This is a genomic window from Halanaerobium saccharolyticum (assembly GCF_003259895.1).
Taxonomy (GTDB): Bacteria; Bacillota; Halanaerobiia; order Halanaerobiales; family Halanaerobiaceae; genus Halanaerobium; species Halanaerobium saccharolyticum_A.
Genome location: NZ_QLME01000008.1, coordinates 61,176 through 75,819, shown reverse-complemented (window position 1 = coordinate 75,819; position 14,644 = coordinate 61,176). Strand labels below are relative to the sequence as shown.

The following is a 14,644-nucleotide window of genomic DNA, read 5'->3' as shown; positions in this document are numbered from 1 at the left end:
CCTCCTTACTTCTAAATATAATTAATGTCACTAAACTCCAGTTCCACCTTATTTAACAGACTGTCAGCAGCATAACTTTCTGCTGCTAGAGTCTTTTCGTCTATTTTATCAACCGGGAGATAAACATTAAAACAGCTGTAGATACCATAAATACTGTCTAAAGTTATTGTTCCCCCGTGCATTTCCACAATGGATTTAACCAGTGATAATCCTATCCCACTACCTTCACGCTTTTTATTAAAGTTCTGATCAACCTGTCTAAACTGCTCAAATATAATATCCTGATTCTCCTTTTTGATTCCGATCCCGGTATCTCTCAGAGATATTTTTACCCGAGCTCCCTCTTTTTCAATTCTTAATAAAATTTCATCACCTTCGGCCGTAAATTTTACAGCATTTGAGATTAAATTTAAAATTACTCTTTCTATATTAAAAGGATCACAGGCGATAATTTGAGAATCTAATTCACATTCAAAACGAAAATTTCTATTTTTTGTCTCCAGATAATCCGCTGTACTTTCAACTACTGATTTTACAAGCTCTATAATGTCAAAATTACCACGATGAAGCTGAAAAGTATTAACATCAATTTTAGTTAGATCAATTAAATTATTAACCAGTCGTAAAAGTCTAAAACCATTATTTCTAATTGAGCTTAAATATTTAGCAAATTGATTGGTCTGTTTTGAGTCGGTATTCTGCAGTTTATAATCTAATAACTGCAGACTTGAAAAAATTAGGTTTAAAGGAGTTTTTAATTCGTGAGAAATATTAGCAAAAAATTGAGTTCTTAATTCACTGTATTTTAATTCTTCTTTCTGATTTTTTATTCTCTGTTTAGTTTTTATCTTTTCACTGATATCCTGAGCAATAGAAATAATCTCCAGTATTTTATCATTTTTATCTTTAATTAAAGCTGTATTCCACTCACAGTAAAGTTCACTGCCATCTTTTGCTATGTTTTTATTGATATTATAACTTTTTTCACCTTCAAAAACATTTTCCACCACATCTGTAATTTCAGAATAGGATTCCTCTGCCACAATAAGATTGAAATTTTTATTTATAACCTCTTCCTTCTGCCAGCCAAAAATCTCCTCCGCCTTATCATTCCAGTCAATAATATTAGTTTTTCTATCTGAAACAACAAAAGCCAGGGGCGCTTTTTTGAAAATGCTGCTGTACCTTTTTTTATTTCTATAAAATCTCTCTTCTTTTTCTATTTCAGCAGTAATATCCTCGGCCAGACAGAGTAAATAATCAACTTGCCCCATCTGATTATGATGAGGTATTGTCTCAACTTCAATTATGTGTAATTCATTATTTATTTCAATTTCCATTTTAGCACTTTTGCATAAACCATCTTCGAAAATTTTCTGGTTAAATTTTTTAACTGTTTCTATCTCTTTTTGATCCAGGATAACTGATATTGATTGACCCTCTAATTCGTGGATCTCAGATGAACAAAAAACAGCCATTTTTTTATTTACAGGACCAAAATGAGTGGGATCAAAAAAAATATATGCCATTTTATTTAAATTATTAAAAAGAAAATCAAAATCAGGTGAAATTTCCTGCATTCTATCTACCCCGCTAGCTATCATTAATTATTTAAATTGTTAAAAACCTGCTGTAAATCAGCCTCTACTTTTTCCAGACCCAGCAGCTTAAATTCAGCCCCAATTCCTGCAGCCTTTTCAAAAAGCTGCTGATTAATATTTAACTGCAGAGTTAAATGTCCAGACTGCAGACTATAGTTATCTTCTGCATCTAAAATATTTTCTATAAAATTATACCTTTCCTGCTCGGCCATTTCTGAATCAGCTAAAAATTTAAGCTCAACATATTTTTCCTGCAGACTATCTTTAAATACTGCCGGACTATCTACAGCTATTACCTGGCCCTGATTAATAAAGGCGATTCGATCACAGAGCCGATCTGCTTCTTCCAGATAATGAGTGCACAGAATAACAGTTTTCCCCTCTTTTTTTAAAGCAAGAACCTTTTCTCTAATAATTTCGGCAGAAATAGGATCCAGTCCACCTGTAGCCTCATCGAGCACTAAAATTTCTGGCTCAGCCAGCAGGGCTCTACAGATCATCAACCTCTTTTTCATTCCTTTAGAAAAATTCTTAACCTCTTTTTTAGCAGCATCCTGCAGCTGGTATTCAGTCAGCAGCTGCAGCACTCTCTCAGTGCTGACATTATTGATTCCAGCAAATAATTTTAGATTATCGAGGGCATTAAGGCGCAGATATAAATTGCTTTCCTCAAAAACTACCCCAATTTTGGCCTTAAGCCAGGTCGGGAGCTGTTTATCAACTTCTGTTCCCATAATTTTGATACTTCCCTGATCTGCATTTAAAAGACCAGTTAATATTTTAAGAGTAGTGGTTTTGCCAGCACCATTAGGGCCCAGAAGACCAACTATCTCTCCTTTATTAATCTGGAGATTAATTCCCCGAAGCGCCTTAAAACCAGAAAATGTTTTTTCTAAATTATTGATTTCAATAATCGGTTTACTCATCCTGATCATCTCTATTGGCAGCCTGATCATCACTTAAAGCACTCTCATAATCCCAGAAAATTTGAAAATCATCATTGATTTTTCTAAGATAAACATCCTTTTCTGATCTCTCTTCCCGACGACCAAGACGACTAAATTTAAGCAGATAACTTACCTGCAGCCGGTAATAGCTGCCAAAGTCACGGGCGTACTCAAATTCAGCTTCAATTTCTTCAAATGTAATTTCTTCAGCTGTTCCCACTTCAATTTCTGTATATTCCAGTTTGTATTTTTCAAAATTATGCTGCTGAAACTCCAGATAATCCTCTTCGGCAAGTACTCTTTTCAATTCGGCAGCAAAGTTATTATAAACCTCTTCAAAGTTTTCATCTGCATAATTAGCATAAACATATTCTGTAAAGGATTCAGGACTTTCAAAACTTTCCGCCTCAACAAAAGGAGTTGCTAAAAATACAAGCAGCACTGCTAAAAAAATGATTTTATTATTCAACAATAGAATCAGCCTTTCTGATATAAATCAAAATAATAAGATAAAAAATAATGGCAAATAAAAGCAAAAATGATAATTCTAAACTAAGACTGCTGTTTCCGCCCTGGTAGACCAGAACTTTGTCCAGAGCCTGATAGAGATAATGAGTGGGAAAAAACAGAGCTAATTTTTGAGTTAGTGGAGAAACATCTGCAACCAGAGCCGGAAAAATAATTGGAAAATAAATTACAGTCGAAATTGATCTGGAAGAAGATTGTGAGCTGCTGAAAAGACTGATAATTAAGCCCAGACCACTAAATACAAAAGCAGCAATAGAAATAATTGTAAAAGCCAGCAGTAGTCTATCAAATCCAACTGCCAGAACTCCATTTAAAGCTCCCATTAAGACCGAAGTAATTAAGGTTAAAATCCAGGCAAATAAAGTTTTGGCTGCTATTACCTGATAAATATTTACTCTGCTCACAAGTAGAGCTGATAGAGTCTTATTATCTTTTTCTTCGGATAAAGAAGCAGAAATCAACATTAAGCCAATCATGGTAATTGTAACAGTTAACCAGACCGGCAAAATAGAACTGCTGGCTGTAAAATCTGCAGCAGGCTGAAAATAAAATTGAGGACCACTATCTAAATTATGATAGCTGCTTAATATCTGGGAAATATTTTCTCTTAAAATAAAAAAATTAACCGTATCTCTGCTGTCCAGATAAATTTGATAACGATCTTCTATATCTGCTGCCTCCGGATTATAATTAAGGGCAGCATCAATATTACCGGAAGCAGTATCTGTTTTTCCGGCCTCAATATTTGCATATTCTTCAATTTTAAAGTTTTGAAAATTATCGTTAATAAATGATATAAGTTCCTGAGTTTCCTGTCCACTTACTGCCAGTTCAAAATTTCGCACCAGCTGCTCTGAACTGACAAGCGAAAACATGAGTGAGGCAAAAAGCGGCAGCATAATAATCATCAATGCAGTTCTGTTTTTTAAGGATTCTTTTAAATCTTTTTTTACTAATAAAAATATAATCTTTAGATTTTCTATAATATTAGACATTATTACTCCCCTATTAACTTAAAGTTTATCTCTCTAATTATGGTGGAAAAGAAGGGAGAAATAATTAAATTCTCCCTTCAAATTTTTTCCTCTTATGGAGCCATTCTATCAAAAAAGTAAACAACAGCCCATATTATAACAACAATCCCTACTATTTCGGCCATAACAAAAACCTCCTTTCAACTGCATGAGTTAAATACATTAATTAAAGTCTATATAAATATTATTCTCTAAAAACTGCTATTATCCTTTTTAATTAGCCCTTTTAATAGAATAAATTGAGCTATTTTTTCGCTATACTTTTTGGAATATGTTATAATATTAGCCGGAGGTTGAATAAAAAGTGAAAAAATTACTGAAAATATTTTTGATATTCTTTAAAATTGGTTCTTTTACCTTTGGCGGCGGTTATGCAATGCTGCCAATAATCAAAAGAGAACTGGTAGATAATTTAGGCTGGATTAAAGAAAATGATATCTATAATTATTATGCAATTGGACAGAGCACTCCCGGTATCATAGCGGTTAATACCGCAACCATGACCGGCTATAGCCTCAGCGGTGTTAAAGGTGCTCTGGCAGCAACTTCTGGTTTTATTATGCCCTCACTTATTATTATAACTCTTATTGCTTCATTTTTTAAGCGTTTTCAGCAAATTAATCTTTTTCAGCATGCTTTTGCGGCTATTCAGGTTGCAGTAGTGGCCTTAATAATTGATATAGTAATTAAAATGTGGCAGAAATCAGATAAGAGTAAAATTAGTTTACTAATATTTATACTGGCCTTTTTACTGCTGGTAATCTTCGGACTATCACCGGTTTTTGTTATTTTGGGTTCTGCTGCAGCAGGCATTTTAATCCAATACTATCGCGGTAATCTCCAGACAGCCTATCATAACTACCAAAAACAGAATCAGGAAAGTGATAAATAATGACTTATCTTATTTTATTTTTAGAATTTTTTAAAGTTGGTCTGTTTGCTCTGGGAGGTGGACTGGCTGCTCTTCCTTTTTTACAGGATTTAATTGTAAAATACGGCTGGATGACTGCCGCAGAACTCCTGAATATGATTGCCATTTCGGAATCAACTCCAGGTGCGATTGGGATTAATACAGCCACCTTTATTGGTAACAATACTGCTGGAATTACAGGAGGAATAATTGCTACAGCTGGTCTTGCAGCTCCTTCGGTAATTATAATTACAATCATTGCCCACTATTTTGAAAGCTTTAATCAGCACCCCCTTGTCAAATCGGCTTTTAGCGGGATTAGACCTGCAGTGGCAGGATTAATCGCCTCAGCTGCTTTTGAGCTGGCCCGGGGAGGAATTTTTGATTTAAATAATTTACAGTTTAATAATAATCTCTTCCAATTTTTTGATTATAAGTCACTATTATTATTGATTATTATTTTTATAGCGATCCGCAAATTCAAGCAGCATCCCATAATTTACATAATGGCAGCAGCTCTAATTGGTATTATTTTTAAATTTTAGCTAAGTTCAAAAATTATTATCTGCTTTAAACTTGCAGATAATAATTTTTTATATTATAATTGGTATAGACCACATGTTGTATATTCCTATTTAGGAGGCAAAAATTATGCAGGAAATTAATAAAAATAGCCCCTTACCCCTTTATTATCAGCTCAAAGAAAGCATTCTAACTGCAGTCCAGAACAGAGAATTTGAGGTAGGAGAGCGTCTGCCCTCAGAAAGAGAATTAGCTGAATACAATAATATCAGCCGGATGACTGTTAAAAAGGCAGTTGATATCTTGGTAGATAATGGCTATCTAATTAGAAAACAGGGCAGTGGAACCTTTGTCAATGATTATCAGCAGAGCTACAGTATTTCTCCTCTTTTGAGTTTTACTAAAGAAATGGAGAAAAAAGGCTTAAACTATACTACCAGAATTTTAAATTTTGCTGAAATTAAAGATAAAAAAGCAGCTGTAAAAATGAATTTAAATCCTGAAGCCCCTCTTTTCAGACTGGAAAGACTCAGGCTAATAGAAAATAAACCCTTTCTGCTGGAAAACACTTATTTAGCTGTAGATCATTTCAGAGATTTAAAAAAAGATGAATTAGAGAACAATTCCCTGTTTAAGATTATAAAAGATAAATATAATATTCAGCTGAGTAAGGCAGAAGCAGAAGTTGAAGCAGTTATTTTAAATGGTGGTATAGCAGAAAAAATGCAGGTTAAAGAAGGTCTGCTCGGACTTTATTTTGAACAGATCAGCAAAAATGAAAATGCAGAAACAATAGAATATACCTCTGCCTATTACAGAAATGATAATTATAAGTTTAAATTCACTTTTGATTTAGATTAATTTTGAAATTATTAAAAAGGATGTGTAAAAATGAGAATTATTGTAGAGAAAGATTATCAGACAATGAGTAAAAAAGCAGCATTGATGGTAGCAAGTCAAATTACTTTAAAACCGGATAGTAATCTGGGACTGGCTACAGGAGGAACACCGCTGGGCATGTATGATAAATTAATTGAAATGTATAGAGATGATGAAATAGATTTTAATGAGGTTCAGAGCTTTAATCTGGATGAATACTGTGGACTAAAAGCAGATCATCCCAACAGCTATCACCATTATATGTATCAGAATTTATTTAATGAGATAAATATCCAAAAGGAAAATATTCATATTCCGGATGGAGCAGCAGAAGACTCGCAGCAGGAATGTAGAGATTACGAAAAATCTATTAAAAGAGCCCGGGGAATTGATCTACAGATTCTGGGGATTGGCTCAAATGGCCATATAGGTTTTAATGAACCGGCTGAAAACTTAAATGTAGCTACTGAAGTAGTAGATTTAACTGAAGAAACCATTGAGGCCAACAGCCGCTATTTTGACAGTAAAGATGAAGTACCAAAAAAAGCAATTTCAATGGGCATGGCAACTATCTTAAAGGCAGATAGAATTGTTTTACTGGCAAGTGGAAAAAACAAAGCTGAGGCAATCAAGAAAACTGTCAGCGGTAAAATTTCAACTCAGGTTCCAGCTACCTTACTGCAGACACATCCAGAAATCACTATTTTACTCGATCAAGAAGCTGCCTCCTTAATTAACAAAGAGGATCTATCAGCTGATTGTCACTTCGAAATCTGTGAGTAAAAATTCGGGAAAAGATTCGATAAAATCAAGATATTTATCCATCAGACTCTGCAGTTGGTTATAATCACTTCCAACTGCAGCTACTCCAAGTACAGCAGTCTGAATATAATCCTGAGCATCCACCTCTGCTGCAGCAAGATTAAATCTATTTTTACTCTTCTGCAGCAGACTTTTTATTATCTGCCGCTTATCTTTTAAAGTCGCCGCTCCCGGTAAATATAATTTAATTTCACAGCTTGCAATTAACATCATTTATTCCCCTTTTTAAATTAATTAAATCATTATTCATTAAGTTATTAATTAATTTTATCCTCATTAACTTTATTTTGATTTAATTCAGAACTAATATTTTGAATACTTTCAGAATTGCTGTCTGATTGCCTTTGACCACCAAAATGAATTGTCTGAGTTGGAAAGGCAAAACTAACTCCCAATTCTTCAAGTTTTTCTTTTAAGCTAAAGTTGATCTGCTGCTGAATTTCCATATATACTTTATAATCACTATCTTTGACATAATAAACTACCTGAAACAGCAGGCTGGAAGCTGTATATTCTGCAAAGTGGGCCCGATCAAATTCTGTTTTATCAAGAGATCTAATAATCTCTTCTACAATCCCGGGTACTTTTTTTAATTTTTCCAGTGGAGCATCATAGGTCAGACCAAAACTAAAGTTAATCCTCCTCTGTTTCATCCTTTTGTAATTATTAATCCGCGAATTAACAAGATCAGTATTAGAAATAATTAATTGTTCACCACTCAAACTTCTAATTCTGGTTGACTTTACTCCAATATGTTCTATCGTGCCTCTGTACTCACCCGTAATAATAAAATCACCAATATCAAAAGGTTTATCAAAAAAGATTGTAAAATAATTAAAGAGATCAGTTAAAATATTCTGGGCAGCAAAAGCAATTGCAACACCACCAATTCCAAGACCTGTTATCAGACCTGCAATTTGAATATCTAAATTATCTAAAATAAATAAAAATGCAATTATCCAGACAATAATCTTTACCAGAAAAAGTGAAATTGTTAAAACTTTTTGCTGTTCTTCACTCCTCTGTTTTTTGGCCCAGTATTTTTTTAATCCGTAAGTAATAATATCCAGAGCTGCTAAAACTGCAAAAATTACTGTTAAAATCATTAAAGTCAGATTGATAAAATTATCGATCTGGGTGCTGGTTTCTAGCTCTCTAAAAGCCAAATAAAGAGCAAGAAAATAAAGCAGAGGATAGATCCTCTTTTTTACCATCTTCTTTAGCAAAACTGAAAATGAACGTGAAAATCTTCCCACAAATAAGTTCATCTCTTCCAGCAAAAATTTATCGAAAATTTTTATTATCAAGAAAACGGCAACTAAAAATAATAAAGCTAAACCATAATTTCCGATACTGTTATTTAAAAGTATTGTTCCCAGTCCAATTTCCTGCATCAAACTCCTCCTTTACCTGATATCAGACGCTGATTTAATTTTTTTCTTTTCCTCATACATCGCATGATCTGCCTGATTGATCAGCTGATCCAAACTTTTTTGATAATCAGGACTGTATTCGGCTGCTCCATGGCTGGCCAAAATTTTATAATCCTTTTTATTGGCTGCCGTAGCCTGTTTAAATTTTTCTTTAATTCTTAACCAAATTTTCTCCGCTGATTTCTTATTGCTCTGTGGTAAAACCAGCAAAAATTCATCTCCACCCAGTCTAATAACTTTATCATCTCGGCGAAGTGAATGCTGTAAGATATTGCTAATCTTCTGCAGCAGTTCATCCCCTTCCTGATGGCCAAAGTTATCATTAACCAGTTTAAGATCATTAACATCAATAAAAATTACAGAAAGAACAGCTTAAGCTGCCTCAGCTGTTTCCATTTCTTCTTTCAGGTATTCAAGTCCAGCTCTTCTATTTAAAACTTCAGTTAGTCGATCAGTAGAAGCATATTTCTTTAATCGCTTTTCCATATCTTTTCTCTGGCTGATTTCTCTAAAAATAATAACCTTGCCGCCAGTTTCTTCCACAAAAGCTGCTGAAAATTCAATGGGGAAATGTCTGCCCATTTTAGAAGTCAAAACAGCTTCCTGGTTATTTATTTCACCCTTTTCTGCCAGTAATTTTGAAAGATTGTTTTTATGCTCATCAGCTTCTTTAATTTCATCTGAAATTATTTCTAAATCATAATCCCTATTTTTTTCAATTAAGACTCTAAAAATTTCAGAACATTTTTTTCCTGCTGCTTCTTTTTGTGACCAGCCCAGCAATTCTTCAGCTTTAGCATTTAAATAAACTATCAAATCATCCTGATCAGCAGTAATTACTCCTTCTGCTATACTGGCCAGAGTTATTTTATATTTTTCTTTTTCTGCTTTTAAAAGCAAATTCTTTTTATTTAATTCCCGCTTTGTATTGACAAGTTCGTTATTTAGTCTGCTCATCTCATTATAAATTTCATCATCACTGACAGGTTTTTCTTCTGCGATTCTGTCTTTGATACTGCTCCTTAAATTGTTAACATAATTATTATTTATTTTCATTAACTCTTCGTAATATTTAATTATCCCCTCAGACTGGTTGGCAGCTATCAAAATATTATCATTCTCAAGATTATTAAGCATAATAAAAATATAAGCTTCTGATTTCCCTGCAAAGTTAAGATTTATTTCCCTTCCGAAAACTACATCATTTTCGTTACTTTCTTTTAATAAGGAAAAATATTTTTTGAGACTTCCCTGATCTATAAATTGGCTAAAATTTTTATTTTCAAAGTTTAAATCTTTTTCTAAAGAATTGAAAATCACTTCTTTAATCTGACTGTCCCCATCAATTTTTAATATAAAACCACTGCTCTGTCGATTATCTTTGATCATAATAATGAATCAGCCGCCTTTACTGCCTCTTTAGCATTCTCAGCAAAACCATCTGCCCCAATTTTTTGCCAGAGATCACCACTCTGGCTAAAGAGCCTTCCCCCGACCATAATTTTAACTTTAGTTAATTTATCGTTGGCCTGAACTACTTTTATTAATTCCCTGCTGCCTTCTAATTGATCGGGCAGAGTAGCAGAAATTGCCAGCAGATCAATTTCTTTTTCTTCTAAAATTTTTAAAATTTCTGCTGGTGGAGTATTTGAACCCAGATGAATGGTATCCCAGCCTTTTAATTCCAGTAAATCGGCGACCATCCTAATTCCAAGTTCATGCAGTTCATCACCAATACAGGTAGTTATCGCTTTTTTCCCTTTTTTAAACGAGGAAAAAATCTTGGGATATAATTGTGACATAGCAAGCTGAGTAACTGAAGTTGCATAATGTTCCTGAGCAATACTAATTTGATTTAACTGCCAGAGCCTCTTTGTTTTTTAAAATGTAATCTTTCAATTTAGTTCTGGACATGGGGCACCTCTTTTCATATTCTATTATATATATTAAACATTTCAACTTAATTTCCTGCTTTTTATAGGAGATAGCAAGCTCAATCTCAGGTATCTCATATCTATCTTTATTATAATTCTATTTATAGAATCTATTTTAACTTATAGAAGCTATTCTAACTTAAAAATTTGTTTTTAGCTAATAAAAAAAAGAACCCTTTTGATCAGGTTCTAAAATTTATGTTATATAATTTTTTTTATTTGGTGGAGGTGGTGGGAGTCGAACCCACGTACTAAATAGCTCACCCAGTAGTTTCTACGAGCGTAGTTCAGATTTTCGTCTCACAGTAAGCACTCCGCTGAACAGGATTACTTACTGCCAGCCTGTTAAATGTCCCTTCTTCCTACAGACATCAGAAGAAGGTAAGCCTGTTTTGTATGGCACCTAAGACGACTCCACAGACAGGATCCGCTCAGGCGTTAACTGCCTACGCGGCAGCTAAAGTGTAATTATTATCGTTTGCAGATAATTTATATTCCCAGTGTTTAACGAGTGAAAGGAACTCCTCGGCTCGCTTCTAAAGGGTTCACTATCCAGGCGAAGCCAGAACACCCCCGAATAAGTCTTCCTATTACAATTAATATTATAACGCAAAGGTCAGGGAATGTCAAATTATATTTCACATTTTATAATATAATCTGTAAATACAGGGAAACAGTAATCGATTATCCTTAAATATCACCTTTTTGACGGCGTCTAAAGGCTTTTTCCATCTCCCGCTTTGCTGTTTTCTTGGCAATATCTCTTCTCTTATCATGCTGCTGTTTACCTTTAGCTACTGCCAGTTCCACCTTGCAGAGATTTTTTTTCAGGTACAAAGTCAGAGGTACCAGAGTATAACCTTTTTGAGTGGTATAACCGATTAGTTTTCTGATCTCATTTTTATGAAGCAGAAGTTTTCTTTTTCTTTCTGGCTCATGATTAAAACGGTTTCCCTCTTTATAGGGGCTAATATGCATATTATGCAGGTAAACCTCTCCATTTTGTACCAGAGCAAAGCTGTCTTTTAAGTTAACTCGATGATTTCTGATCGACTTAATCTCTGTTCCCTTAAGCTTTATTCCCGCTTCATAAGTTTCTTCTATATAAAAATCATGTCTGGCTTTTTTATTTTTAGCGATAATTTCTATATCTTTATCTTTAGCCATGACTATCACATCCTTAATCTTTAATTTCTCTTAATCTATTTTTTCCAGTAATTCAAAATCTAATTCTCTTTCATCTCTATTTACCTTTGTAACTTTAACTTTAACTTCATCACCAATTCTGTAAATCTTTTTGGTTCTTTCTCCGATTAGATGATATTTTTCCTCGTCATAATGATAATAATCATCACGAAGGTTTTTAATATGCACCAGCCCTTCTACAGTATTTTCTAATTCCACAAACATCCCAAAACCGGTAATTCCACTGATAATACCTTCAAATTCCTCACCAATCTTATCTTCCATAAATTCAATTTTCTTTAAGTCAACAGAATCTCTTTCTGCCTCCATTGCTCTTCTTTCCTGCAGTGAGCAGTGATCAGCAATTTTGGGAAGCTCGATATCCAACTCATCCTGACGATCCTGACTTAAATAACCTTCAGTTACAGTTTCTTTTATTATCCGATGAGCGGTCAGATCAGGGTAACGTCTAATTGGAGAGGTAAAATGGCTGTAATGAGTAATTCCCAGGCCAAAGTGACCTACATTTTTTTCGGAATAAACTGCTTTTTTGAGTGAGCGCAGCATCACTGTTTCGATTATTTTTTCTTCTTTTGTTCCCCTTACATCTTCTAAAATCTCCTGTAAAGCCCGGGGATGAACTCCATTTTTGACTCCTTTTAAGCGATAACCAAAATTATGGATAAATTCGTTAAACTGCTGCATTCTATCCAGATCAGGTTCTTCGTGGACTCGATAAATAAAGGGCATCTCACGCCAGGACATCTCTGCTGCCACAATTCTGTTAGCGGCAATCATAAATTCCTCAATCAACTGTTCTGATTCCCGATGTTTTCTTTTCCTTAAATTAACAGGATGACCATCTTCGTCAAGTTCAACCTTAACCTCGGGAAAGTTAAAGTCCATACTTCCTTCTTCAAAACGATTTTGGCGCAGTCTTCGTCGAAGTTCATTCATCATCTTCAGCTCTTCTATAAAATCAGCATATTCTTCTTTTTTTGCCTGTTTATTATCTTCCAGAATATCCTGAGCTTCACCGTATGTCATCCGATGATTAGAATTAATCACCGATTTTGTAATATCATGATCTATAATCTCTATTCCATTTTTCCCCTGAAATCTATAGTCTATAAAAACAGTCATGGTCAGTCTATCCACCTGAGGATTCAGGCTGCAGATTCCATTAGATAACTTTTCCGGCAGCATCGGTATTACCCGATCAACCAGATAAATACTGGTCGCACGGGAATAGGCTTCATTATCAAGCGGACTGCCCTCTGATACGTAATGACTAACATCAGCAATATGAACTCCCAATCTATAAAGATCATCACTCTTTTTTTCTATAGAAACAGCATCATCAAAATCTTTAGCATCCGGTCCATCAATAGTTACCAGTTTTAAATCTCTTAAATCTTTTCGTTGATCATCCTTTTTAATTGTGTCTTCACTTACCTGAGCTGGAACATTTTCGGTCTGTTTTAAAACCTTATCTGAAAATTCACCTGGTAAGTTAAGCTGACGAATTATAGCTTCGATATCAACCCCGGCATCATCTTTATCACCCAGGATCTCTATGATTTCACCTTCAGGATTTCTGTTTTTTTCCGGCCAGCGGTTTATTTTTGCTACAACCTTTTGCCCATTTTCTGCCTCATTTAAAGCTTCTGGTGGAATAAAGATATCATTACAGATCCTCTTGTTATCCGGGATTAAAAACCCATAATTTTTATATTTTTCTAAATTACCAACCACTTCTTTGTTAACTCTCTCAATAATTTCTGCAACTTCTCCTGCCTGACTTTTGCCCCGATTGGAAGGAACAGGACGCACAAACACTTTATCATTGTGCATTGCCCCATTCATATTGGCTGAAGAAATATAAACATCTTCCTTTTCGGGATCATCCGGAATTAAAAAAGCATTACCGGAAGCAATTTTTTCTATTCTGCCCCCAATTAAATTAAATTTTCCCGGGACACCATACAAACCTTGAGAGTTTTTGAAAATTTGACCCGACTTGATCAAATCATCAAGGAGCTCTGAAAACATCTGCTGCTGACCTTTATCTATTTCAAATTTTTGAAAAATTTCTTCCTTACTGAGCGGACGGTGTACATCTTCTCTTAACTTATTTAATAATTCACTTCTGGCACTCATTAATAATCATCCCCAATCTTTTTCTGATTCCGTACTAACTTGCGTTCTATTTAAATCAATTTGTTTTCCGCTTTTAAAACTAAAATTTAAAGTCCGAGCTCATCAGAAATATTTTGCATCGCCTCTAAAGAAAGATCAACAAATTCTTTTAGCTCCAGATCCAGCTCCTTACAGGAAGCAATCACATCTCTATCTGCTCCTTTGGCAAAAGAACTATCTCCATAACGGTTTAAAACAAATTCCGTATCCAGTGCTTCTAATTTTTTTTCAGGATGAATCAATGCTGAAGCAACAATTAAACCGGTCAAAGGATCAGCAGCATATAGAGACTTAGCCATTAAGGTTTTCCGGGGCAGCTCGTGCATCCCATTATGAGCTCTAACAGCATCTACTATTTTCTTTTCCATTCCCATTTCTGCAAGCATATCGGCACCAAGCTGACTGTGCTTTTCGGGCTGATCTGCAGTCTCTTCATAATCAATATCATGAAGTAAACCTGCCAGCCGCCATTTTTGCTCATCTTTATCAAAATGATCAGCCAGTTCGGCCATTACTTCTTCAACAGCAAGACAGTGTTTGCGTAAATTTTTCTGCTTGATATTTTCTTCCATCAGTTTAAGAGCTTCTTCTCTCTGCATTAAAATTCCTCCCCATTATGTTTTGATCTTGCTTAAAAATAAACTACTTAA

Annotated in this window: 16 protein-coding genes and 1 other RNA gene; 4 read left to right on the top strand and 13 right to left on the bottom strand. The window is 34.4% G+C overall.

Annotation, left to right across the window (positions count from 1 at the left end):
- Nucleotides 1-11: 11 nt before the first annotated feature.
- Genes C7958_RS07275 through C7958_RS07260 form a run of 4 tightly spaced genes read right to left on the bottom strand, consistent with a single transcriptional unit; the run spans nt 12 to nt 4,071 of the window.
- The gene (locus C7958_RS07275; RefSeq protein ID WP_111572012.1) at nt 12-1,580 is read right to left on the bottom strand and encodes a sensor histidine kinase; all 1,569 of its coding nucleotides are present in this window, start codon (nt 1,578-1,580) and stop codon (nt 12-14) included.
- Nucleotides 1,581-1,603: 23 nt separating this feature from the next.
- On the bottom strand, nt 1,604-2,527 hold the full coding sequence (locus C7958_RS07270) for an ABC transporter ATP-binding protein (RefSeq protein WP_111572011.1): 924 nt from the start codon (nt 2,525-2,527) through the stop codon (nt 1,604-1,606).
- Entirely contained in the window at nt 2,520-3,020 is a 501-nt protein-coding gene (locus tag C7958_RS07265) for a hypothetical protein (RefSeq protein WP_243834288.1), read from the bottom strand. The genes C7958_RS07270 and C7958_RS07265 overlap by 8 nt, the downstream gene beginning before the upstream one ends.
- The gene (locus C7958_RS07260; protein WP_111572010.1) at nt 3,010-4,071 is read right to left on the bottom strand and encodes an ABC transporter permease; all 1,062 of its coding nucleotides are present in this window, start codon (nt 4,069-4,071) and stop codon (nt 3,010-3,012) included. Before C7958_RS07260 ends, C7958_RS07265 begins: the two co-directional genes overlap by 11 nt.
- A 343-nt stretch (nt 4,072-4,414) precedes the next feature.
- On the opposite strand from C7958_RS07260, the gene C7958_RS07255 reads away from it, so the two are divergent.
- The 4 genes from C7958_RS07255 (at nt 4,415) to nagB (ending at nt 7,204) form a co-directional block, all read left to right on the top strand.
- The gene (locus tag C7958_RS07255) at nt 4,415-5,002 is read left to right on the top strand and encodes a chromate transporter (protein WP_111572009.1); all 588 of its coding nucleotides are present in this window, start codon (nt 4,415-4,417) and stop codon (nt 5,000-5,002) included.
- The gene (locus C7958_RS07250) at nt 5,002-5,565 is read left to right on the top strand and encodes a chromate transporter (RefSeq protein WP_111572008.1); all 564 of its coding nucleotides are present in this window, start codon (nt 5,002-5,004) and stop codon (nt 5,563-5,565) included. Before C7958_RS07255 ends, C7958_RS07250 begins: the two co-directional genes overlap by 1 nt.
- 106 nt (nt 5,566-5,671) lie before the next feature.
- The gene (locus C7958_RS07245) at nt 5,672-6,403 is read left to right on the top strand and encodes a GntR family transcriptional regulator (protein WP_111572007.1); all 732 of its coding nucleotides are present in this window, start codon (nt 5,672-5,674) and stop codon (nt 6,401-6,403) included.
- Between the two features lie 30 nt (nt 6,404-6,433).
- The gene (nagB, locus tag C7958_RS07240) at nt 6,434-7,204 is read left to right on the top strand and encodes a glucosamine-6-phosphate deaminase (RefSeq protein WP_111572006.1); all 771 of its coding nucleotides are present in this window, start codon (nt 6,434-6,436) and stop codon (nt 7,202-7,204) included.
- On the opposite strand, the gene C7958_RS07235 is transcribed toward nagB, so the two are convergent.
- From C7958_RS07235 to C7958_RS07195, 9 genes are all read right to left on the bottom strand, one after another.
- Nucleotides 7,172-7,453: a DUF503 domain-containing protein gene (locus C7958_RS07235; RefSeq protein WP_111572005.1), complete on the bottom strand. Its 282-nt coding sequence runs from the start codon at nt 7,451-7,453 to the stop codon at nt 7,172-7,174. The two genes, nagB and C7958_RS07235, sit on opposite strands and share 33 nt — an antisense overlap.
- A 47-nt stretch (nt 7,454-7,500) precedes the next feature.
- Nucleotides 7,501-8,637, bottom strand: a complete 1,137-nt coding sequence (locus C7958_RS07230) for a mechanosensitive ion channel family protein (RefSeq protein ID WP_111572004.1) — start codon at nt 8,635-8,637, stop codon at nt 7,501-7,503.
- A 12-nt stretch (nt 8,638-8,649) separates the two neighbouring features.
- Nucleotides 8,650-9,033, bottom strand: a complete 384-nt coding sequence (locus tag C7958_RS07225; protein WP_111572003.1) for a GGDEF domain-containing protein — start codon at nt 9,031-9,033, stop codon at nt 8,650-8,652.
- A gap of 15 nt (nt 9,034-9,048) precedes the next feature.
- Complete coding sequence (locus C7958_RS07220) at nt 9,049-10,065, bottom strand: PAS domain S-box protein (protein ID WP_111572002.1); 1,017 nt, start codon at nt 10,063-10,065, stop codon at nt 9,049-9,051.
- Complete coding sequence (locus tag C7958_RS07215) at nt 10,062-10,478, bottom strand: cobalamin B12-binding domain-containing protein (RefSeq protein ID WP_111572001.1); 417 nt, start codon at nt 10,476-10,478, stop codon at nt 10,062-10,064. The genes C7958_RS07220 and C7958_RS07215 overlap by 4 nt, the downstream gene beginning before the upstream one ends.
- 352 nt (nt 10,479-10,830) lie before the next feature.
- Nucleotides 10,831-11,185, bottom strand: a transfer-messenger RNA (tmRNA) gene (gene ssrA / locus C7958_RS07210).
- 115 nt (nt 11,186-11,300) lie between these two features.
- Nucleotides 11,301-11,777: an SsrA-binding protein SmpB gene (smpB, locus tag C7958_RS07205; protein WP_111572000.1), complete on the bottom strand. Its 477-nt coding sequence runs from the start codon at nt 11,775-11,777 to the stop codon at nt 11,301-11,303.
- A 30-nt stretch (nt 11,778-11,807) separates the two neighbouring features.
- Nucleotides 11,808-13,955 (bottom strand): ribonuclease R, encoded by a 2,148-nt coding sequence (gene rnr, locus C7958_RS07200; RefSeq protein ID WP_111571999.1) that lies wholly within the window; start codon nt 13,953-13,955, stop codon nt 11,808-11,810.
- Nucleotides 13,956-14,041: 86 nt separating this feature from the next.
- Nucleotides 14,042-14,593, bottom strand: coding sequence for an HDIG domain-containing metalloprotein (locus C7958_RS07195; protein ID WP_111571998.1), 552 nt, complete (start codon nt 14,591-14,593; stop codon nt 14,042-14,044).
- Nucleotides 14,594-14,644 lie beyond the last annotated feature (51 nt).

Bases quoted from the DNA above. Each gene is read 5' to 3' on its own strand.
- C7958_RS07275 (WP_111572012.1), bottom strand. From the start codon at position 1,580: ATGCAGGAAATTTCACCTGATTTTGATTTTCTTTTTAATAATTTAAAT.
- C7958_RS07270 (WP_111572011.1), bottom strand. From the start codon at position 2,527: ATGAGTAAACCGATTATTGAAATCAATAATTTAGAAAAAACATTTTCT.
- C7958_RS07260 (WP_111572010.1), bottom strand. From the start codon at position 4,071: ATGTCTAATATTATAGAAAATCTAAAGATTATATTTTTATTAGTAAAA.
- C7958_RS07250 (WP_111572008.1), top strand. From the start codon at position 5,002: ATGACTTATCTTATTTTATTTTTAGAATTTTTTAAAGTTGGTCTGTTT.
- C7958_RS07245 (WP_111572007.1), top strand. From the start codon at position 5,672: ATGCAGGAAATTAATAAAAATAGCCCCTTACCCCTTTATTATCAGCTC.
- nagB (WP_111572006.1), top strand. From the start codon at position 6,434: ATGAGAATTATTGTAGAGAAAGATTATCAGACAATGAGTAAAAAAGCA.
- C7958_RS07235 (WP_111572005.1), bottom strand. From the start codon at position 7,453: ATGTTAATTGCAAGCTGTGAAATTAAATTATATTTACCGGGAGCGGCG.
- C7958_RS07230 (WP_111572004.1), bottom strand. From the start codon at position 8,637: ATGCAGGAAATTGGACTGGGAACAATACTTTTAAATAACAGTATCGGA.
- C7958_RS07220 (WP_111572002.1), bottom strand. From the start codon at position 10,065: ATGATCAAAGATAATCGACAGAGCAGTGGTTTTATATTAAAAATTGAT.
- C7958_RS07215 (WP_111572001.1), bottom strand. From the start codon at position 10,478: ATGTCACAATTATATCCCAAGATTTTTTCCTCGTTTAAAAAAGGGAAA.
- smpB (WP_111572000.1), bottom strand. From the start codon at position 11,777: ATGGCTAAAGATAAAGATATAGAAATTATCGCTAAAAATAAAAAAGCC.
- rnr (WP_111571999.1), bottom strand. From the start codon at position 13,955: ATGAGTGCCAGAAGTGAATTATTAAATAAGTTAAGAGAAGATGTACAC.
- C7958_RS07195 (WP_111571998.1), bottom strand. From the start codon at position 14,593: ATGCAGAGAGAAGAAGCTCTTAAACTGATGGAAGAAAATATCAAGCAG.